Annotated in this window: 18 protein-coding genes; 4 read left to right on the plus strand and 14 right to left on the minus strand. The window is 40.8% G+C overall.

Annotated elements, in window-relative coordinates; genetic code table 11:
• Positions 1 to 296 precede the first annotated feature (296 nt).
• Both D8862_RS05305 and D8862_RS05310 read left to right on the plus strand, forming a co-directional pair.
• The gene (locus D8862_RS05305; protein ID WP_125449097.1) at positions 297 to 1,271 is read left to right on the plus strand and encodes an Abi family protein; all 975 of its coding nucleotides are present in this window, start codon (positions 297 to 299) and stop codon (positions 1,269 to 1,271) included.
• Positions 1,272 to 1,451: 180 nt separating this feature from the next.
• Positions 1,452 to 2,618 carry a tyrosine-type recombinase/integrase gene (locus D8862_RS05310; protein WP_125449099.1) on the plus strand — a complete coding sequence of 389 codons (1,167 nt, stop codon included), beginning with the start codon at positions 1,452 to 1,454 and terminating at the stop codon, positions 2,616 to 2,618.
• Between the two features lie 156 nt (positions 2,619 to 2,774).
• On the opposite strand, the gene D8862_RS05315 is transcribed toward D8862_RS05310, so the two are convergent.
• The 14 genes from D8862_RS05315 to D8862_RS05380 all read right to left on the minus strand — a co-directional run bounded on the left by D8862_RS05315 (position 2,775) and on the right by D8862_RS05380 (position 17,862).
• On the minus strand, positions 2,775 to 3,503 hold the full coding sequence (locus D8862_RS05315; protein WP_125449101.1) for an ABC transporter ATP-binding protein: 729 nt from the start codon (positions 3,501 to 3,503) through the stop codon (positions 2,775 to 2,777).
• The gene (locus D8862_RS05320) at positions 3,503 to 4,510 is read right to left on the minus strand and encodes an ABC transporter substrate-binding protein (RefSeq protein WP_125449103.1); all 1,008 of its coding nucleotides are present in this window, start codon (positions 4,508 to 4,510) and stop codon (positions 3,503 to 3,505) included. Before D8862_RS05320 ends, D8862_RS05315 begins: the two co-directional genes overlap by 1 nt.
• Before the next feature lie 33 nt (positions 4,511 to 4,543).
• Positions 4,544 to 5,302, minus strand: coding sequence for an ABC transporter permease (locus tag D8862_RS05325; RefSeq protein WP_084975925.1), 759 nt, complete (start codon positions 5,300 to 5,302; stop codon positions 4,544 to 4,546).
• Positions 5,265 to 5,555, minus strand: coding sequence for a thiamine-binding protein (locus tag D8862_RS05330; protein WP_000647673.1), 291 nt, complete (start codon positions 5,553 to 5,555; stop codon positions 5,265 to 5,267). Before D8862_RS05330 ends, D8862_RS05325 begins: the two co-directional genes overlap by 38 nt.
• A gap of 279 nt (positions 5,556 to 5,834) precedes the next feature.
• Positions 5,835 to 8,468: a DNA polymerase I gene (gene polA / locus D8862_RS05335; protein WP_125449105.1), complete on the minus strand. Its 2,634-nt coding sequence runs from the start codon at positions 8,466 to 8,468 to the stop codon at positions 5,835 to 5,837.
• An 84-nt stretch (positions 8,469 to 8,552) separates the two neighbouring features.
• On the minus strand, positions 8,553 to 9,662 hold the full coding sequence (locus D8862_RS05340) for an SH3 domain-containing protein (RefSeq protein ID WP_125449107.1): 1,110 nt from the start codon (positions 9,660 to 9,662) through the stop codon (positions 8,553 to 8,555).
• Positions 9,663 to 9,752: 90 nt separating this feature from the next.
• Entirely contained in the window at positions 9,753 to 10,028 is a 276-nt protein-coding gene (locus D8862_RS05345) for a Veg family protein (protein WP_001278166.1), read from the minus strand.
• A 1-nt stretch (position 10,029) separates the two neighbouring features.
• Positions 10,030 to 11,382, minus strand: coding sequence for a replicative DNA helicase (gene dnaB / locus D8862_RS05350; RefSeq protein WP_125449109.1), 1,353 nt, complete (start codon positions 11,380 to 11,382; stop codon positions 10,030 to 10,032).
• 43 nt (positions 11,383 to 11,425) lie between these two features.
• Positions 11,426 to 11,878 (minus strand): 50S ribosomal protein L9, encoded by a 453-nt coding sequence (rplI, locus tag D8862_RS05355; protein WP_000864212.1) that lies wholly within the window; start codon positions 11,876 to 11,878, stop codon positions 11,426 to 11,428.
• Positions 11,875 to 13,848, minus strand: a complete 1,974-nt coding sequence (locus D8862_RS05360; RefSeq protein WP_125449111.1) for a DHH family phosphoesterase — start codon at positions 13,846 to 13,848, stop codon at positions 11,875 to 11,877. Before D8862_RS05360 ends, rplI begins: the two co-directional genes overlap by 4 nt.
• Before the next feature lie 162 nt (positions 13,849 to 14,010).
• A complete protein-coding gene (locus D8862_RS05365) occupies positions 14,011 to 15,189 on the minus strand; it encodes an acetyl-CoA C-acetyltransferase (RefSeq protein WP_125449113.1) in 1,179 nt (392 codons plus the stop codon).
• An 87-nt stretch (positions 15,190 to 15,276) separates the two neighbouring features.
• Positions 15,277 to 15,825 carry a ribosome hibernation-promoting factor, HPF/YfiA family gene (gene hpf / locus D8862_RS05370; RefSeq protein ID WP_000599119.1) on the minus strand — a complete coding sequence of 183 codons (549 nt, stop codon included), beginning with the start codon at positions 15,823 to 15,825 and terminating at the stop codon, positions 15,277 to 15,279.
• Positions 15,826 to 15,904: 79 nt separating this feature from the next.
• Entirely contained in the window at positions 15,905 to 16,567 is a 663-nt protein-coding gene (locus tag D8862_RS05375; RefSeq protein ID WP_125449115.1) for a ComF family protein, read from the minus strand.
• Positions 16,564 to 17,862: an ATP-dependent helicase ComFA gene (locus tag D8862_RS05380; RefSeq protein ID WP_125449117.1), complete on the minus strand. Its 1,299-nt coding sequence runs from the start codon at positions 17,860 to 17,862 to the stop codon at positions 16,564 to 16,566. Before D8862_RS05380 ends, D8862_RS05375 begins: the two co-directional genes overlap by 4 nt.
• Before the next feature lie 56 nt (positions 17,863 to 17,918).
• Here D8862_RS05380 and D8862_RS05385 point away from each other — a divergent pair, with 56 nt between their 5' ends.
• A complete protein-coding gene (locus tag D8862_RS05385; RefSeq protein ID WP_125449119.1) occupies positions 17,919 to 18,554 on the plus strand; it encodes a YigZ family protein in 636 nt (211 codons plus the stop codon).
• Positions 18,555 to 18,569: 15 nt separating this feature from the next.
• Complete coding sequence (locus D8862_RS05390; protein WP_125449121.1) at positions 18,570 to 19,004, plus strand: PH domain-containing protein; 435 nt, start codon at positions 18,570 to 18,572, stop codon at positions 19,002 to 19,004.
• The last annotated feature ends 62 nt before the right edge of the window (positions 19,005 to 19,066 follow it).

A 19,066-nucleotide genomic window follows, 5' to 3' on the forward strand; every position in this document is an offset into this window, starting at 1 on the left:
TTGAAGAATAGAAAGCCAATTTTACAGACTAAAGCGCAAAAAACGACAAATTTGACAAATAGAAAAAGACAAACCTGCTACCGCTAACTTGTCTGATAATGCAATAAAAGCAACGTTCCCAGCGTTGAGATTTTTCAATACTCAAAAATTTTTAAAAAACAAACCAAAAAGATTGACAAAAACTAAAAATTACAGTATTATTAGGCAATGAGAAGAGTTTCTGCTCCCAAGGGAACAGAGTACGCGAAACACCGCCTAGTTCTACTAGGTGGTGTTTTTGTATATAAGGAACATATATGAAACCATTTCAAACATTAGATGAACAAATAAAACTTCTCCAGTCTAGAGGTTTAGAAATAGATAACATAGAAGAATGTAAAAGATACCTTCTAACTAACAACTATTACAACGTCGTCAACGGATATAGTAAGTTTTTTCAAACATCAAAAGATAAATTTATAGCTGGTGCAGACTTTAGAGAAATAGCTGCAACACACTTTTACGATAAAGAAATTAAATCAGCTTTTTTAAAAGCAATTATAGATGCAGAAAAACACTTTAAATCCTTACTGGCATATCGTTTTTCAGAATCATATCCAAAGCCATACTCTTATCTAGACATTAATAATTTTGAAACACAAAAAGATGCAAAAAGGCTAGCACAAATTACAAATTTAATCAGTATATTAGCTAAAATACTCAATGATTATAATAGGGATAAGCAAAACAATTCTATAAAACACCACTATAAACAACATGGCGTTGTTCCTTTCTGGGTTATCATCAATGAACTTACATTAGGGCAAGCATTTAACTTTTATAGAAATCTAAACACTGATATAAAAAATCAAATAGCTAGAGATTTATCACCATTCTTACAAGAAAATATTGAATACATCCAAAATAGACCTAGTAAAGACCTTTTAAGTGGAAAGGCTTTAGAAAGTATTATTAAAAATATACTAGAAATTAGAAATATCACTGCTCATAATAATAAACTTTTCAATTATAAATGTCGGGAGAATCTTCCACAACTAGCTTATTTCCACTATTACAATAACAATGCTAATACGTCAAGACAATCTGTATATTATGTTTTTCTTGCCTTGCAATGCCTACTTGCGTCCACACAATACGCTCAATTACATAACACTATTATAAAAAGAACCAAAGCTCTAAATAAAAAAGCTCACTCCATTGAAGCCGGCATTGTATTGGATACACTTGGATTTCCGAATAATTGGTATAATATCACCGACACATTAAGATAGAACTACTTGCAATATATGGGCATTTTCAAGCCCCATATCCGCCTTATTTCTTATTCTGGTACAAATTTACCGTCTGACTGCTTAAAATCGAAAATAGGGGCATTCTCGTAGCTCCTCGCATGGTATAAACTCAAAACCTTTTCTAATTTGCTTGCCTGCTGATGGAAAAGGAGTAAAACCATGAAAATTACAAAACACACGAAAAAAGACGGATCAGCAGTCTACCGCTCTAGTATCTATCTTGGCATTGATTCTGTGACTGGTAAGAAGGTCAAGACTACCATATCAGCACGAACAAAGAAAGAACTCAAAAACAAGGCCACTCAGGCTAAGGTAGAATTTGAGAAAAACGGCTCTACACGGAAACAACGCTCACATATAACAACCTATAGCGAACTTGTGGACTTGTTTTGGCAAACCTACCAGCATACCATAAAGACTAATACGCAGATAAAGATAAAAGGCTGCTTAAATAACTACCTCTTGCCCTCATTTGGTACTTATAAACTAGATAAACTTACACCTGTCATTATCCAAACTCAGGTAAATAAGTGGGCGGATGAGTACAATCAGGACGGAACGGGGTATAAAGAATACAATCACCTTCATGCCTTAAATAAACGTATTCTACAGTATGGAGTTTCTATTCAAGCATTAGACAATAACCCTGCTCGTGATATTGTCATTCCTAGAAAGATAACTAGAGATAAACAAGAAATTAAATACTTTCAAGATCAGGAACTTAAAAACTTTCTCTCCTATCTCGATAACCTGGAGAATACCTTTGTCAATTTCTATGATACTGTGCTTTATAAAACGCTCCTAGCTACTGGACTGCGCATCCGTGAATGTCTGGCCCTGGAATGGTCTGATATTGATCTGCAGAACGGAACGATTGATATTAACAAAACACTCAACATTTTAAACCAGGTAAACACTCCTAAGACAAAATCAAGCTATAGAGTTCTAGATATTGATCATAAAACAGTGCTCATGCTTCGTCTCTACCGAGCAAGACAAGCAGAAAATGGTAGAAACATTGGCTTAACCTATGAGAAAGTATTCTCTGATAGCTTTGACAACTATGTCAATACTCGAAAGGTTGATTATCGCCTACATAAGCACTTAAAAAGCGCTAACTGTACTGATTTAGGCTTTCATGCTTTCCGCCACACTCACGCTAGTATCTTGCTTAATGCTGGCCTGCCATACAAGGAAATACAGACACGGCTTGGCCATGCAAAAATATCTGTAACCATGGACACTTACAGCCATTTATCAAAAGAGAACCAAAAAAGAGCAGTCTCATTCTTTGAAACTGCCCTCGAAAAAATAAAAAGTTCTTAAAAAAGTCCACAAAATTAAAAAAGCGATACATAAAACCCTTATGTATCAACGATTATAGAATGATTTCGGTATAATTGACTATTATACCGAAATTTTTGATTTTTTTAAAGGAAAAGGGAGCAAGTAAAGAATAATCTTCACCAACTCCCTATTTTTCTAAGTATTTAATCCCAATTCCGCTAAGATTTGACGCTTATAGGCAATTTTTTGGACTTCCTTGTCTTCGCTCTGGGACCAATCTAGTTTAACTTCAGAAACAATCTGTCCAGGCCGATTTTTTAGAATATAGATGCGGTCACTGAGGTTGAGGGCTTCCTCGATACTGTGTGTGATGATGAGTGTTGTCAGCTCTAGTTGCTTGTGAATCTCCAGATACCAATCGTGAAGTTCCATCTTGGTCATCTCATCCAAGGCGCTGAAAGCCTCATCCAAGAGAAAGAGCTTGTGCCCGAAAAGGTAGGTGCGGAGTAAGGCCACACGCTGACGCATCCCTCCACTGAGTTCGTGAGGATACTTGTCCCTTACAGCTGTCAACTGGAAGGTCGCAAGGATATCATCCGCTCGGGCAACGGCTTCTGCCTTATCCACCTTTTGAATCAAGAGGGGCAGGATGATATTGCCAAGCACCGTCTTGTGCTCCAAGAGTAAATCCTTTTGCAACATATAACTCACGCGCCCCTTGGGATTCTCCTCGCCATCAAGAACAATTCTTCCCGACTGGACTTCTAAAATTCCTGCGATTAGATTAAAGAGGGTAGTCTTGCCTACACCACTGGGACCTAGGATAGAAACCACTTCACCCGAAGTCACCTGCAGGTTAATATCCTCTAAAATCTTATCATCGTCGTAGGCATAGCTTACGTGTTCTAGTCTAATTTCTGTCATTATTTTACAAATTCGTTGGTAAATCCTTTGTCAGTCAAGTCTTCCTTGAGGATACCATTTTCTTTATCCCATTTGTAGAAGGCATTCCAGCGAGTGGCGTCAAACTGTCCCCATTTTTCCTTATCGCTGGCGTATTCTTTTGACAAGTATTTTTGAGATTCGATAACGAAGTCACGTTTTTCCTTGAGTTCAGGTGCATTTTTGATAAGAATATCCGCAGCTTCCTCTGGATGCTCCATGGCGTATTGGTAGCCTTTTTTGATGGCTTGGATGACTTTACGAGCTTCTTCTTTGTTGTCTTTGAGATAGTCGTTGTTAGCGATAATAACTGGTGAGTAGTAGTCAAACTCTTTGACATAGTCTTTCAAGTACATAAAGTTAGCGTCTACGCCTTGCGATTTTGCAAGGATACCATCCCAACCGTAGTAAATCCAAGCGGTGTCAAAGACACCATTGGCAATCGGTGTAATTGAGTTTGAGTCGTTGTTCGGTACTTTTTCGACCTTCTCAAAGTCTCCACCTTGAGATTCTACCAAGGTTTTCAACATAGCAAGCTCAGTCGGGTCATTCCAAGTTCCGTATTTCTTGCCAACCAAGTCTTTTGGACTGGTGACATTGTCCGATTTACGTGAGATGATTCCAGATGTATTGTGCTCTACGATAGCGGCAACGGCAGTGATTCCTGCTCCCTTTTCCAATTTTTTAGCCATGTAGTCTTGGAAATAGATAGCAAATGGTGCCTTGCCATTGATCACCAAGTCAGATGAGCTTTCTTCTGGCGGCAATTTCAAGTCAACATCTACTCCAGCTTCTTTGAAATAACCTTTCTCCTTGGCTACATAAAGTCCAGTGTGGTTAGTGTTTGGTGTCCAGTCTAGGATAAAGTCAATCTTCTTTAGTTCTGCTTCTTTGTTGTCCTTAGAAGCAGTTCCTTGGCCACAAGCCACCAGCACGACAGCTACAAAAGCTGTTACAAGCGTTAAAAACACTTTCCATGTTTTCTTCATTTTATTTCCTCTTTTCTTTTTCTCAAACGTCTTCTATGGACGTTTCCATTTAATCACATATTTTTCACTAATATCGACCAGCTTCATTCCTAGAAGGCTGATGAGCGACACCAGAATAATAATCGCAAACATGGTATCATACTGAAACAGTTTCTTTGACTGAATCATGTAAACACCTAGTCCTTCAAAGCCTCCCAACCACTCAGATACCACTGTTGTGATAAAGGCGTAGGAGACACTGACCCTCAGACCTGCATAAAAGTAGGGCAGGCTGACTGGGATTTTAAAATGCCAAAGGATTTGCCAAGGGTTTGCTCGCATCAGACTAAACAAGGTCAACATATCCTTGTCACAATGTCTAAAACCATCCAAAATACTGACTATGATAGGAAAGGTTGTCGTCAAAATAATCAAGACAATCTTGGGCAAAATCCCATAACCTAGCCACAAGACCAAGATAGGAGCTATGGCAATAGTCGGAATGGTCTGCACAACCACCATCATAGGGTAGATAAGATCATTGAGCCAAGTCAAACTGTCCATAAGCACAGCCATGAGACAGGCAATCAAGACTCCCAAGACTAGACCCAGTAAAGCCACTCTCAAGGTCGCCCAGCTATGGTGCCAAAGAAATTCTCTGTCACGAACAAAGGCCTGGAGAATTTCAAGAGGGGTCGGCAGGATAAACTTGGGTAAAAGTTTGAATATTCCTGCTAACTGCCAGACCGACAAGACTCCGAGAAATCCCAAAAGACTAATCTGTCGTCTCATCATACTTTTCAAGTTTCTCATCGATGCTTAAAATCTCTCCTACATTTATTTTGACATTGGCAAAGACATTATCTGCCTCCTGTCCGGCCACTTCAAGCGCTTCTTTGAGAATGCGCATAAGCTCATCAAACTCTCCTTCCAAAACCGTTTCAAAAGGTGTCACCACCATGGTCACGGACTGAGCTTGCAGATAAGCAATCACTTGATCGATAATAGCAATTCGATCAATCCCCTGTGATAGGGGTAAGACTTGCAAGGCAATGCTTGCTTTCATAAAAACCTCCTCTTCTCAGGTTTCCTTTTGACAAAAAGAAAAACCTTTACCATATATACGGAAAAGGTGCAGAATTCGACTAAGTATCCTTCCCTACGCTGGCATTACCCAGATCAGGTGCGGTCGAAGTTTAACACTTCCTCTCAGACTGTACACAGACTCCCGTATCTTATATGGACATATGATAACGCAAAAGCAAGGATAAGTCAAGGAAACTGCTTACAGAAAGTCTTGAAAAAGAGTTTGAAGACAAATGCTTCAAACTCTATCATATCTTTCTTATTTAGCCTCGTACCAAGTTGCTCCTTCATTCTCATCAGCGATGAGGGGAACACTGAGCTGGATGGCTTCTTCCATGGTTTGTTTCACTAGTACTTTGACAGCTGCTAGTTCTGATTTCGGAACTTCAAGGACGATTTCATCATGCACTTGCAAGAGCATCTTGGTCTGATAACCACCCTCAACTAGAGCTTTGTCTAGCTGGATCATCGCAATCTTGAGAATATCTGCTGCAGATCCCTGGATAGGGGAGTTGATAGCTGTCCGCTCCGCAAAACCACGAATATTGAAGTTGCGCGAATTGATATCTGGCAACTCGCGACGACGCTTGAAGAGGGTCTCTACATAGCCCTTATCACGCGCCTCACGTACCACTTCTTCCATATAGTTTTTGATCCCAGGAAAACGTTCAAAATAGGTATCAATGTAGGCTTTGGCCTTCTTACGACTAATACCAAGATTGTTTGCCAAGCCAAAGTCTGAAATCCCGTAAACCACTCCGAAATTAACCGCCTTGGCATTGCGACGGTCGTTTGGAGTCACATCCTCAGGGCGTTCAATTCCAAAGACACGCATAGCTGTTGAAGTATGGATATCTGCCCCCTCTTGGAAGGCTTTGATTAAGTGCTCATCCTTAGAGATATGTGCCAAGACGCGCAATTCAATCTGTGAATAGTCCGAACTGAGTAGTACACTATCCTCCCACTCTGGCACAAAAGCCTTACGAATGAGGCGACCTTGTTCCAAACGAACAGGAATATTTTGCAAGTTTGGATCCACACTAGACAGACGCCCTGTCTGAGTCAAATCCTGCACATAGCGTGTGTGAATCTTGCCATCATCTAAAATCCAGTCCTGCAAACCAACCACGTAAGTCGATTGAATCTTCGCAATCTGACGGTAATCGAGAATTTTCTTAACAATTGGCGCAATAGGAGCCAGACGCTCTAGCACATCCACGGCTGTCGAGTAACCTGTCTTGGTTTTCTTAGTATATTCTAGAGGAAGACCAAGCTTTTCAAAGAGCAGCACGCCCAACTGCTTAGGCGAGTTAATATTAAACTCCTCACCAGCTAGCTCATAAATCTCTTGAGTCAGTTTTTCAATGACGACCTCATTTTCAGCCTGCATCTCAAGCAGGGTTTCTTTTTTGACCTTGATTCCAGCGATTTCCATCTTGGCAAGGACAAAAGCCAGAGGTTGCTCCATGTCATAGAGGAGATCTAACTGCCCATGTTCACTGAGTTTTTCAAGTAAAACAGGCTCAGTCTCAACCAATACAGCAACCTTGCGAGCCAAGTGCTCCAAGAATTTCTCTCTCTCAGGGATAGCTTTCTTAACACCCTTACCGTAGAACGTCTCATCATCGACCAAATAAGTCTGGCCGTAGAGATTCGCAATGGTTGAGATTTCATTATTCTCGACAGTAGAGAGGAGGTATTTGGCCAAACGACTGTCAAAAGCAGGGGCCTGGAGATTCAAGCCCAAGCGATTTAAAAGAACCTTAGCTTTCTTAAAGTCATACACTTTCAGAGGTGTTTTTTCTAGAAATTCCTTGAGAATCGGCTCCTGCAAGAGCTCAAGTTTATCTGTAGCGTAGAGTTTATCCCCACAAGACCATGCAAAACCAACCAAATCATCTGTATGGTAGTTCTCGCCAAAGAGTTCAAAGTGGAAGATAGAATCCGCACTCAGCATGTCTTGACTGACTTGGTCAACGATAGTGAAATCCAAGCTCTCAGGCGCATCCTTCGACGAAACATTTAGAGCTTGTTTGAGCTGTTTGAAACCCATCTCATCGTAGAATTTCCCGAGATTTTCCACATCTGGGCCATTATAGACCAAATCATCAAGGCCAATCTCAATCGGTGCCTGAGTCTCAATGGTCGCCAAGGTTTTAGACAGGAAGGCTTGTTCCTTGTCATTGATGAGATTTTCCTTCATCTTAGAAGCCTTCATCCCATCAATATTTTCATAAATACCCTCAAGCGAACCGTGTTCTAGCAAGAGCTTGATACCCGTCTTTTCACCGATTTTCGTGACACCAGGGATATTATCAGACTTATCCCCCATCAGGGCCTTGAGATCGATAAACTGAGCTGGGGTAATGCCCATCTTTTCCATAAGATAGCCTGGCGTAAATGCCTCAAACTCAGCCACACCTTTCTTGGAAATCTCGACCACCGTATGCTCATCCGTCAACTGGATCAAATCCTTATCTCCGCTAACAATTGTCACATCAAAAGAATCCTTCTCAGCCAAGCGACCTAGGGTCCCGATGATATCATCGGCTTCATACTGGGGTAGCTCATAGTGGCGAATCCCAAGATGGTCTAGCAACTCACGAATGAAGGGAAATTGCTCACGAAACTCATCTGGAGTTTTCGCGCGACCGCCCTTGTAGTCTGCATACATCTCTGTACGGAAAGTCGTCTTACCTGCATCAAAAGCTACCAAAACATGACTGGGCTCAACCCGCTCCAAGACGTGATTCAACATGAGTTGAAAACCGTAGATTGCATTGGTATGAAGACCATTAGCATTTTTAAATCGATCCAGCTGCTGATAGAGCGCAAAAAAAGCTCGAAAGGCAACAGAAGATCCATCAATTAATAATAATTTTTTCTTGTCCATACACCCATTATAAAGGAAAGAGGGGAAAAATACCATCGGAAAGAATAGGCAAATGGTAGTGAAGTACTCTTTTTTATATTCTTTCTAGATTCTAGCTCCATTACTATCCACTCGATAGCCATCCACAGTGGTATTCACTGCTAAAGCCCCTGAAGCATTGACATAGTAATACTTTCCTCCTACCTGGAACCACTGACTAGACTTCATAGCCCCTGAGCTCTCCAAATAATACCATGTTCCATTTTCCTTGAGCCATCCTGTCTGCATCTCCCCTGATGCCTTTAGATAGTACCAATGCGAACTATCCTTCACCCAACCTGTTGACATGGTTCCATTGTCTTTAAAGTGATACCAACTGCCATTTATTTTCTTCCAACCAGTTGCGAGTTCCCCGTTCTCACGGTAATTCCAAATACCGTTTTGCTTCTTCCAACCATTCTCCACCGATTCTGTTTCCATATACTGGATGTATCTCCTCATTCCACTATAGGACAGGTAACTAAACCACTTATAACCGTCCTTTTCTACGATTTGATCGTAGCTAACATTTTCACCAGGATAGTAGTAGTCAATAACTTGTGCTGTACTTGACGGCTGGTTTCGAATGGCAGATTTTTGAGTAAACGTGTGAGTCCCACTAGACGCCAACCCTGACCTAATAGGATTTCCAGTTCTACCACCATTCCCTACCAAGTCCTTAAAATGAATAAAGCCTGTCATAGAGCTAGCTTTTACGCTTCGACGATTGTATTTCTCCCTAACACCATAGTTATACTCTTCGATCTCAATCGTATCTCCTGATACATTTGATACCCAGGCCACATGCCCATAATAACCTTCTGTCGACCAAGCAATAGCCCCAACTTCTGGCTTCGTGTCAACACGGTAGCCTTCTCGCTTTGCGCGGTGCCCCCATTCATTTGCATTTCCATAAGCAGGCGGAATCTCAAAGCCATTTACACTACTCAAACGAAAGGCCGCAAAAGACGTACACTGGCGAGAATACATCCGCCACTGGTCGATTTCAACACTGCCATTTTTGTAGTGAAGCGGATAGTCATCACCACGCGCTACACTGTCAGCCTGAACCGATTCACCACCAAACAAAAAAGCACTCGTAACCAACAAAGTAGCCAGCCCTACACCCAACTGAGTATATCCACTCTTCTTAACTTCTGATTTTAAAAACGTCATTCATTCTCCTTAATAATATAAATTTCCGAGGTTACCCTCCTTTATACTATTCGGGAGAAAAAGAAAAAAGTGAGCAAAGCTCACTTCATTTTAGGATTCTTGGTCTAGATAGCGAATCAAATTCTTCTCTGTTAAGATATCTGAGTAGGTGAAGGATTCAACATAGACGTTAGCTTGTTTGTCTCCCTCAACATCCCCAAATTCAACGATAAATAGGGACGGATAAACCTCAATTAGCTTACCCAATCTATTTTTTTGGCGCTTACGGCCATTCTCTAAAGTCATTTCAACGACTTGTCCCTCATGCGCCTTGATCTCTTCTTTGATTTTTTTCATCTTGGCTACATCTGTAAATGCATCTGACATCTTATGCCTCCCTCTTTGAGATACTTGAAAATTTATTGTATTCTTTTTGGAAAATCAATTCCACCGTTCCACGAGCTCCACTACGGTTTTTCTCAATGATAACCTCAACCTTGTTATTTGGAATTCCTTCCTCTTCTTCACCCGCACGATCATAGTAGTCGTCACGGTATAGAAAGGCTACGATATCCGCATCCTGCTCGATAGAACCCGATTCACGAATATCAGACAAGACTGGTCTCTTATCCTGACGCTGTTCCACTCCACGAGATAACTGACTAAGAGCAATGACTGGAACTTTCAATTCCTTAGCTAGAATTTTCAACTGACGAGAAATTTCAGAAACTTCTTGTTGGCGGTTCTCGCGACCAGTCCCTGTGATAAGCTGCAAATAGTCTATCAAAATCAAACCAAGATTGCCTGTTTCTTGAGCCAGTTTACGAGAACGAGAACGAATTTCCGTAATCCGAATCCCTGGAGTATCATCGATATAGATACTCGCGTTGGCTAAATTTCCTTGGGCAATCGTGTACTTTTGCCATTCCTCATCGGTCAATTGACCCGTACGGATAGAATGGGACTCCACCAAGCCTTCTGCTGCCAACATACGGTCTACTAGGCTTTCTGCACCCATTTCTAGTGAAAAGATGGCTACAGTCTTGTCCAATTTGGTTCCGATATTCTGAGCAATGTTCAAGGCAAAGGCTGTCTTACCAACCGCTGGACGAGCTGCGATGATAATTAGTTCTTCCTCATGCAATCCAGTCGTCATATGATCTAAATCACGGTAGCCTGTCGCAATACCTGTGATATCCGTTGTTTGTTGTGACCGAACTTCTAGGTTCCCAAAGTTGATATTTAGAATATCACGGATGTTCTTGAAACCACTACGATTGGCGTTTTCACTGACATCAATGAGGCCCTTTTCAGCTTGAGCAATGATTTCATCTGCAGGCTTAGAGGCCTCATAGGCTTGGTTGACAGACTCTGTCAACTTGGAAATCAAGCGACGTAGCATAGCCTTTTCTGCAACGATTTTAGCGTAATACTCTGCATTGGCAGAAGTTGGTACAGAGTTGACAATTTCAACAAGATAGGATAAGCCACCAATATTTTGGAGATCCCCTTGGCTATCCAAAATTGTCCGAACCGTTGTCGCATCAATCGCTTCCCCACGATCCGACAAATCTACCATCGCTTGGAAAATCAACCGATGAGCATACTTAAAGAAGTCTCGAGAATCAATATATTCTCGGACAAAAACGAGTTTGCTCTCATCTATAAAAATAGCCCCCAGAACAGATTGCTCTGCCAAAATATCCTGAGGTTGAACTCGCAGTTCCTCTACTTCTACCATCCGACTTCCCTTCCTTTTACAATCTTGTCAAGAAGTTGTAAACTTAACCTTCTTTTACACGAAGATTGATGACACTTGTAACATCTTGGTAGATTTTCACTGGTACATCAATCAAACCTACTGCTCGAATTGGTGCCTTTACTTGAATGTGACGTTTGTCAATATTAATTCCAAATTGCTTTTGCAGTTCTTCTGCAATTTTCTTGTTGGTGATAGAGCCAAAGGTACGACCATCTGGGCCAACCTTTTCAACGAACTCTACAACAGTCTCTTCAGCTTCAAGCTTGGCTTTGATGGCTTTTGCTTCAGCAATCATTTCAGCATGAGCCTTTTCTTCTGATTTTTGTTTTCCACGCAATTCACCCACTGCTTGAGCAGTTGCTTCCTTGGCCAAATTCTTTTTAATCAGGAAGTTTTGAGCGTAGCCAGTTGGCACTTCCTTGATTTCGCCTTTTTTCCCTTTTCCTTTGACATCTGCTAAAAAGATTACTTTCATTCTTCTTTCTCCTTTTCTTTTAATTCATCTAAAATAAGTTGAGTCAATTTTTCTCCTGCTTCTGACAGACTCATATTCTCGATTTGCGCAGCAGCTAGGTTAAAGTGACCACCACCGCCCAGTTCTTCCATAATCCGTTGCACATTGATTTTACTACGGCTTCGAGCTGATATAGAGATAAAGCCTTGTGTATTTTTTGCCAGAACGAAACTAGCCTCAATGCCAGACATGGCCAACATAGCATCGGCAGCCTTACTGATAACAACTGTGTCATAAGTCGTTGAGTCCTTAGCTTGGGCAATCAAGATATCTGAACCCAACTTACGACCCTGTAAAATGAGTTCATTTACCTCGCGGTATTCTTCAAAATCTGTCGCAGCAATCTCCTGGATTGCGATGCTGTCGCTTCCTCGTGTTCGAAGGTAGCTAGCCACATCAAAAGTTCGACTTGTTACTCGAGACGTAAAGTTTTTGGTATCCAGCATCATACCAGCCATCAGTACACTGGCCTGCATACGACTTAAACGATTTTTCTTAGAATTTTGGAACTGAATCAACTCTGTGACCAACTCACTCGCACTACTTGCCCCACTTTCGATATAGGTGATTACTGCATTCTCTGGAAAATCCTGATCACGTCTATGATGGTCAATGACAATGGTTTGAGTAAACAGTTCGTAAAAATCTTTCGATAAAGTCAAAGCCGTCTTGGAATGATCCACCAGAATCAATAATGAACGGTTTGTAACTAGCTTCATCGCATCTGTAAGAGGCAAGAGTTTAGTGACTCCTTCTTTCCCCAAGAAGTTGACGGCGCGCTCAATGTCTGGCGACATTTGTTCTGCATCATAAACAGCATAGCTATTTTCAGTGATATTGTTAGCAAACAACTGCATGCCAACCGCAGACCCCAAGGCATCCATATCCAGATTCTTATGACCAACTACAAATACCTGATCCACACTGCGAATCTTATCTGAAATAGCTGTCATCATCGCCCTCGTACGTGTTCTCGTTCTCTTAACAGAGGCTGCGGAACCACCACCAAAATAGATTGGGTTCTTGGTTTCATCATTTTCCTTGACAACCACTTGGTCCCCACCACGAACCTCAGCTAAGTTCAAGTTCCTTAAAGCAACTTTCCCTATCTCATCATGATTTCCATCACCATAAGAAAAGCCCATGCTCAAGGTCAATGGCAACTGTCTCTGTTTTGACTCCTCACGAAAGGCATCAATCACAGAGAATTTATCATTCATCAAGCCTTCAAGAACCGTGTAATCAGTAAATAGGTAAAATCGATCCATCCCCACACGCCGAGAAAACATAGCATATTGACCAGCAAACTCTGAAACAAAATTTGCCACAAAACTATTGATATGACTGATATCCGATTCGGATGTTGCATCCTCTAAATCATCGTAGTTGTCTACCGAGATGACCCCAATCACTGGTCGACTGGTTACCAATTCGACAGTTGCTTCGTATTCCCCTGAAACGTCAAAAAAATACAGGACACCTGAAGCCTTGTCCATATGAACGGCATAGCGTGTTTCGCCTAGGGTAGCGTAAGAACCAGGGTTCCCCACAGAAGCCTTGATAATGGTTTGAATCAAGTCAACATCAATTTCGCCTTCTTCAGTCGTCAAAATCAACTCAGCATAAGGATTAAACCATTCGACTTCGCCACTAGATAAGTCTAATTTCAGAACACCAACTGGCATTTGATCAAGCAGCGTGTTCAAGCTATCTTCCGCTTGATGGTTTACGTATTGGATTTGTTCAATTTCGCTCTTTTCATACTGTTTTTTTTGCCAGATGAATAAAAGCAGATAAAGAAGTACAAATAAAAACAGGGCACTGATTGTTACAACATTATTTTGTGAAAAAATAATCAGCATTGTTAAGGTTCCGAAAGTTGCAATCCCTAGTAGAACCGCAGAAATCGGAGTTAAATTATTTTTTTTCATTCTAAACCTCTTGCGCATTATTATATCACAAAAGCCCTTAAAAAGCGACCTTTAAAAAGTGGTCAGCCTCCTTTTCCTTATTGATTTTTTTATGGTTTTAATGCAAAAAGGAGGATAAGCTAACCATCCTCCTGCACATCTATATACTCTGGTTACTGTCACTTAACGTTCAACGATGAGGGCTGTTCCCATCCCTCCTCCGATACAAAGAGTCGCTAACCCAGTTTTAGCATCACGTTTCATCATCTCATGTACCAGCGTCACTAGTATTCGGCAACCAGAAGCCCCAATTGGGTGACCGAGAGCAATGGCACCACCATTGACATTGACAATATCTGTGTTGAAACCAAGTGTTTTCCCAACCGCACAAGCCTGAGCAGCAAAGGCTTCATTTGACTCGATCAAGTCGAGATCATCAATTGTCAAATTGCCTTTTTCAAGAGCCTTGCGAGTCGCATAAATCGGTCCACATCCCATCATCTTAGGATCCAAACCTGCACTTGCATGCGAACGAATGCGAGCAATGACTGGAAGTCCCAATTCTTCAGCTTTTTCAGCACTCATGACCAAGACAGCTGCTGCCCCGTCATTGATTCCTGAAGCATTACCAGCTGTAACTGAACCGTCTTTTTTGAAAACAGGACCTAGCTTAGATAAACTCTCCAAGCTAGCATCTTTTCTAGGAAATTCATCTGTATCAAAGACGATAGGATCGCCTTTGCGTTGAGGAATGACCACTGGAACAATCTCTTCCTTAAAGCGGCCGGATTCTATAGCCGCAACTGCTCGTTTTTGTGATTCTAAAGCAAGAGCGTCTTGTTCTTCTCGACTGATACCATATTCTTCAGCCACATTCTCAGCTGTAATCCCCATATGGTATTCGTTAAAGGCATCAGACAAACCGTCCTTAATCATGGTATCTACAACTTTCGAATCGCCTATACGGCCGCCCCAACGGAAGTTTGGCAAAACATATGGAGCCTGACTCATATTTTCTGCACCACCAGCCACGACAATATCTGCATCGCCGCACTGAATCGCTTGAGCAGCTAACTGAACTGCTTTTAACCCAGAACCACAAACCTTATTAATGGTAAAGGCTGGTGTAAATTCAGGGAGCCCCGCTTGAATGCTCATTTGGCGAGCCACGTTTTGGCCTAAACCTGCGCCTAGGACATTCCCCATAATCACTTCATCTACCTGCTCTGGTTTAATATTCGCTTTTTCCAAAGCGCTCTTAATGACCAAAGAGCCCAAATCAACAGCAGAAACATTCTTTAAGCTCCCACCAAAGGAACCTAAAGGAGTTCGCACCGCCGAAACAATCACCACGTCTTTCATGACTATCTCCATTTATACCTTGTATAATGATGCAATACAAAAGTGGTTTACAATTGTGTAAACCACTTTTACATAGTTGTCAAGATTTTATGATTCCTTAACTTCTAGCAAACCAACTTCACCATCTTCACGACGATACAAAACATTTGTCGTTTGATCTTCTACGTCTACATAGATAAAGAAATCATGTCCCAACAAGTCCATTTGAAGAAGAGCTTCTTCCAAATCCATTGGTTTTAAATCAATTTGTTTTGAACGAACCACTTTTGGCTGCACAACATTTGCATCTTCAACTAGAGCATCTGTAAAGAGTTGGCTTGTTGCAACTTTATTTTTATTCTTGCGTTCGATTTTTGTTTTATTTTTTCGAATCTGGCGTTCAATTTTATCTGTTACAAGATCGATAGAACCATACATATCTTGAGAAATATCTTCTGCACGAAGAGTAATTGAGCCAAGTGGAATTGTTACTTCAACTTTTGCTGTTTTTTCACGGTAAACTTTCAAGTTGACACGTGCATCCAACTCTTGTTCAGGTTGAAAATATTTTTCGATCTTTTCGAGTTTAGAAACTACATAATTGCGAATTGCTTCTGTTACTTCTAGGTTTTCACCACGGATACTATATTTAATCATATAAGTACCTTCTTTCTAAACATTTTTATTTTTCTAACTATATTATAACGCTTTCATTTTCATTTTGCAAATTTTTTCCTTATCTTACAAGAGAAAAAGTTTTGACTTCCAATACACCTGCCTCTTCAAAAATTCGCTTCACACGATTGATAGTCGCCCCTGTCGTATAGATGTCATCAATAACCAAAATCTTCTTAGGAAGAGGGGCTTCCGTTTTAATATAAAAGGGAATTTCAGTAGCTAATCGTTCTGAGCGATTCTTAGAAGAACTAGCCTTCTCCTCTCTTTTCCCTAGTAAGTCTTGAAAGGAAAATCCTGCCGCCTCAACCAAACCTTCAACCTGATTAAATCCCCTCTCAAGCAATCTTTCAGGACTTAGAGGAATTAGCACAAATTCATAGTCTCCATACTTTTTCAACTCATCTGCAAGTACAGGAGCAAAAACCTTTCTAAGCAGAAAATCCCCATCAAACTTATATCGACTGAAAAAGTCTTTCATAGCTTGATTGTAGGTGAATATCGCCTTATGGCTAACTTGAATCCCTTCTTTACACCAAAGTTCACAATCTTGACACGTGGTTGACAACCCTCTTTTCATGCAGTTTGGACAATGGTCTTCACCAATCTTCTCAAAAGTAGAATCACAAGCTGAGCAAAGATAGTTGTGCTTATTCTTAAACAGTAAGAGGTGACTAAATGTCAAGTCACTCTTTGTTGACTGGCCACATAATAAACAATTCATAATCCCGCCTCCTTGTTCATCTGCTTGATTTCCTTGATTGCCTTTTTGATGGATGTATTTAATCCATCATGAAAAAAGAGCAATTCACCAGTCGGTCTATCCATACTGCGCCCAACTCGCCCACCAATCTGAATCAAGCTAGACTTGGTAAAGAGACGATGATTGGCCTCCACTACAAAAACATCCACACAAGGGAAGGTAACTCCACGCTCTAAAATTGTCGTACTGATAAGTATCGTCAACTCTCCATCTCGAAAAGCCTGCACCTGCTCTAATCGATTTTCTGTGACAGAGGAAACAAAGCCGATAGTTTCATTTGGAAACTGTTCCTGCAAGAGTTCTTTTAGTTTCTCGCCTTTTTTAATTTCTGATGCAAAGATTAACAACGGATAACCTGTTCTTCTCTGCCTCTCAATAGATGTCTTTAACTTAGGTGACAACTGGCTCTTATCTAAATAACGATTAAAATCTGATAACCAAACTGGCTTTGGAATGATCAATGGATTTCCATGAAATCGTCTTGGCAAGCTCAACCTTTTTAATTCTCCTGTGCGAACCATCTTATCTAACTCATCTGTAGAAGTCGCTGTAAGAAATATCTTTACCCCCTCAACCTTTACACACTTGTTTACAGCGTAGTAAAGCACAGGATTGTCAACATAAGGAAAGGCATCTACTTCATCCACTATCAACAAATCAAAAGCATGATGAAATTTTAACAGCTGGTGAGTCGTTGCAACAACTAGTGGCGTTCGAAAATAGGGCTCTGCTCCGCCATGAAGCAGTGCTATCTCACAAGCAAAGTCATTCTGCAGTCGCTTATACAATTCTAAACATACATCAATTCGAGGACTAGCCAAACACACTGAACCACCATCGTCAATCACTTTGGCTACAACTTGATAAATCATCTCTGTCTTTCCAGCTCCCGTGACAGCATGAACTAAGGTCGGTTCTCTCTTTTCAACTGCTCGAATCAATCCCTCTGACACCTTTTCCTGAAAAGGGGTTAACTGACCACGCCATTTGAGAACATCTTGCTTCGGAAAATCCTCCTGCGGAAAATAGTATAAAGCTTGATCACTCCTGACTCGCTTCATCAGTAAACACTCCCTACAATAGTAAGCACCGATAGGCAAATACCATTCTTCTAGAATACTACTATTACAACGTTGACAGAAAAGTTTCCCCTTCTCTTTTCTCATTGCTGGCAGTTTCACGCCCATCTGACGTTCTTCTTCAGTTAATTCTTTCTCAGTAAACAAGCGACCGAGATAATTTGGATTTACTTTCATACTTCTTTATTCGTAAAAATCTAGCGCTTTAGGTGTTTTTTTAGTACAATTAAATCATGGAATTTAGAACAATTAAAGAGGACGGGCAAGTCCAAGAAGAAATCAAAAAATCCCGCTTTATCTGTCACGCCAAGCGTGTCTACAGTGAAGAAGAGGCTCGTGACTTTATCACTGCTATCAAAAAAGAACACTACAAAGCCACCCATAACTGCTCTGCTTTTATTGTAGGGGAACGCAGTGAGATCAAGCGTACGAGTGATGATGGCGAGCCTAGTGGTACCGCTGGAGTCCCAATGCTTGGCGTCTTAGAAAATCATAATCTTACTAATGTCTGCGTAGTGGTTACTCGCTACTTTGGGGGGATTAAGTTAGGTGCTGGTGGTTTGATTCGTGCTTATGCAGGAAGCGTAGCCTTGGCAGTCAAAGAAATTGGCATTATTGAAATCAAAGAGCAGGCTGGCATAGCCATTCAGATGTCTTACGCTCAATACCAAGAGTACAGTAACTTCCTTAAAGAACATAATCTCATGGAGCTGAATACAAACTTTACAGATCAAGTTGATACAATGATTTATGTTGACAAAGAAGAGAAAGAAAATATCAAGGCTGCTCTTGTGGAGTTTTTTAATGGAAAGGTTACTTTAACAGATCAAGGTTTACGAGAAGTTGAAGTCCCTGTAAACTTAGTGTAAACAAAGGAGAAATACATGGCGTTTGGGAAATTTATTCAAGGACTTGCTGGTAACTTCAGCGAGCAAAACAAAGAAGCTCTTATCAAAGAATACGGTCAATACCTACTAGAGAATGAAGAAATCCAAAGTGGATATAAGCTCATTCGCGACGCAATCATCTTTACAAATATTCGTATCATCTTTACAGATAAGCAAGGCGCTACTGGTCGCAAGATGTCTGTTAAGTCACTCTTTTTGATGAACATTGTCAACGTTGAAATGGAAACTGCGGGAGCAGCTATAGACGATAGTGAGATTACGATCACTTATTTAGAAAATGTCTTTCTAAAAGCACATAATGAACATTTTAGTTACCACAAATTTGAATTTCCTAAGAAAACGGATATCCTTCCTCTTTACACCTATTTACTAGAACTGGCTTATTACAATCGATTAAAATTAACGGCTTAGAGCTTTGATATAAAAAAATCCTATCGCTTCGATAGGATTTCTATATTTTACAAATAGCCTAG

The organism is Streptococcus oralis, from assembly GCF_003942585.1.
GTDB classification, from domain to species: domain Bacteria; phylum Bacillota; class Bacilli; order Lactobacillales; family Streptococcaceae; genus Streptococcus; species Streptococcus oralis_BE.

What these genes read in the sequence shown, in the direction of transcription:
- D8862_RS05305 (WP_125449097.1), top strand. Translation starts at nt 297, where the DNA reads ATGAAACCATTTCAAACATTAGATGAACAAATAAAACTTCTCCAGTCT.
- D8862_RS05310 (WP_125449099.1), top strand. Translation starts at nt 1,452, where the DNA reads ATGAAAATTACAAAACACACGAAAAAAGACGGATCAGCAGTCTACCGC.
- D8862_RS05315 (WP_125449101.1), bottom strand. Translation starts at nt 3,503, where the DNA reads ATGACAGAAATTAGACTAGAACACGTAAGCTATGCCTACGACGATGAT.
- D8862_RS05320 (WP_125449103.1), bottom strand. Translation starts at nt 4,510, where the DNA reads ATGAAGAAAACATGGAAAGTGTTTTTAACGCTTGTAACAGCTTTTGTA.
- D8862_RS05325 (WP_084975925.1), bottom strand. Translation starts at nt 5,302, where the DNA reads ATGAGAAACTTGAAAAGTATGATGAGACGACAGATTAGTCTTTTGGGA.
- D8862_RS05330 (WP_000647673.1), bottom strand. Translation starts at nt 5,555, where the DNA reads ATGAAAGCAAGCATTGCCTTGCAAGTCTTACCCCTATCACAGGGGATT.
- polA (WP_125449105.1), bottom strand. Translation starts at nt 8,468, where the DNA reads ATGGACAAGAAAAAATTATTATTAATTGATGGATCTTCTGTTGCCTTT.
- D8862_RS05340 (WP_125449107.1), bottom strand. Translation starts at nt 9,662, where the DNA reads ATGACGTTTTTAAAATCAGAAGTTAAGAAGAGTGGATATACTCAGTTG.
- D8862_RS05345 (WP_001278166.1), bottom strand. Translation starts at nt 10,028, where the DNA reads ATGTCAGATGCATTTACAGATGTAGCCAAGATGAAAAAAATCAAAGAA.
- dnaB (WP_125449109.1), bottom strand. Translation starts at nt 11,382, where the DNA reads ATGGTAGAAGTAGAGGAACTGCGAGTTCAACCTCAGGATATTTTGGCA.
- rplI (WP_000864212.1), bottom strand. Translation starts at nt 11,878, where the DNA reads ATGAAAGTAATCTTTTTAGCAGATGTCAAAGGAAAAGGGAAAAAAGGC.
- D8862_RS05360 (WP_125449111.1), bottom strand. Translation starts at nt 13,848, where the DNA reads ATGAAAAAAAATAATTTAACTCCGATTTCTGCGGTTCTACTAGGGATT.
- D8862_RS05365 (WP_125449113.1), bottom strand. Translation starts at nt 15,189, where the DNA reads ATGAAAGACGTGGTGATTGTTTCGGCGGTGCGAACTCCTTTAGGTTCC.
- hpf (WP_000599119.1), bottom strand. Translation starts at nt 15,825, where the DNA reads ATGATTAAATATAGTATCCGTGGTGAAAACCTAGAAGTAACAGAAGCA.
- D8862_RS05375 (WP_125449115.1), bottom strand. Translation starts at nt 16,567, where the DNA reads ATGAATTGTTTATTATGTGGCCAGTCAACAAAGAGTGACTTGACATTT.
- D8862_RS05380 (WP_125449117.1), bottom strand. Translation starts at nt 17,862, where the DNA reads ATGAAAGTAAATCCAAATTATCTCGGTCGCTTGTTTACTGAGAAAGAA.
- D8862_RS05385 (WP_125449119.1), top strand. Translation starts at nt 17,919, where the DNA reads ATGGAATTTAGAACAATTAAAGAGGACGGGCAAGTCCAAGAAGAAATC.
- D8862_RS05390 (WP_125449121.1), top strand. Translation starts at nt 18,570, where the DNA reads ATGGCGTTTGGGAAATTTATTCAAGGACTTGCTGGTAACTTCAGCGAG.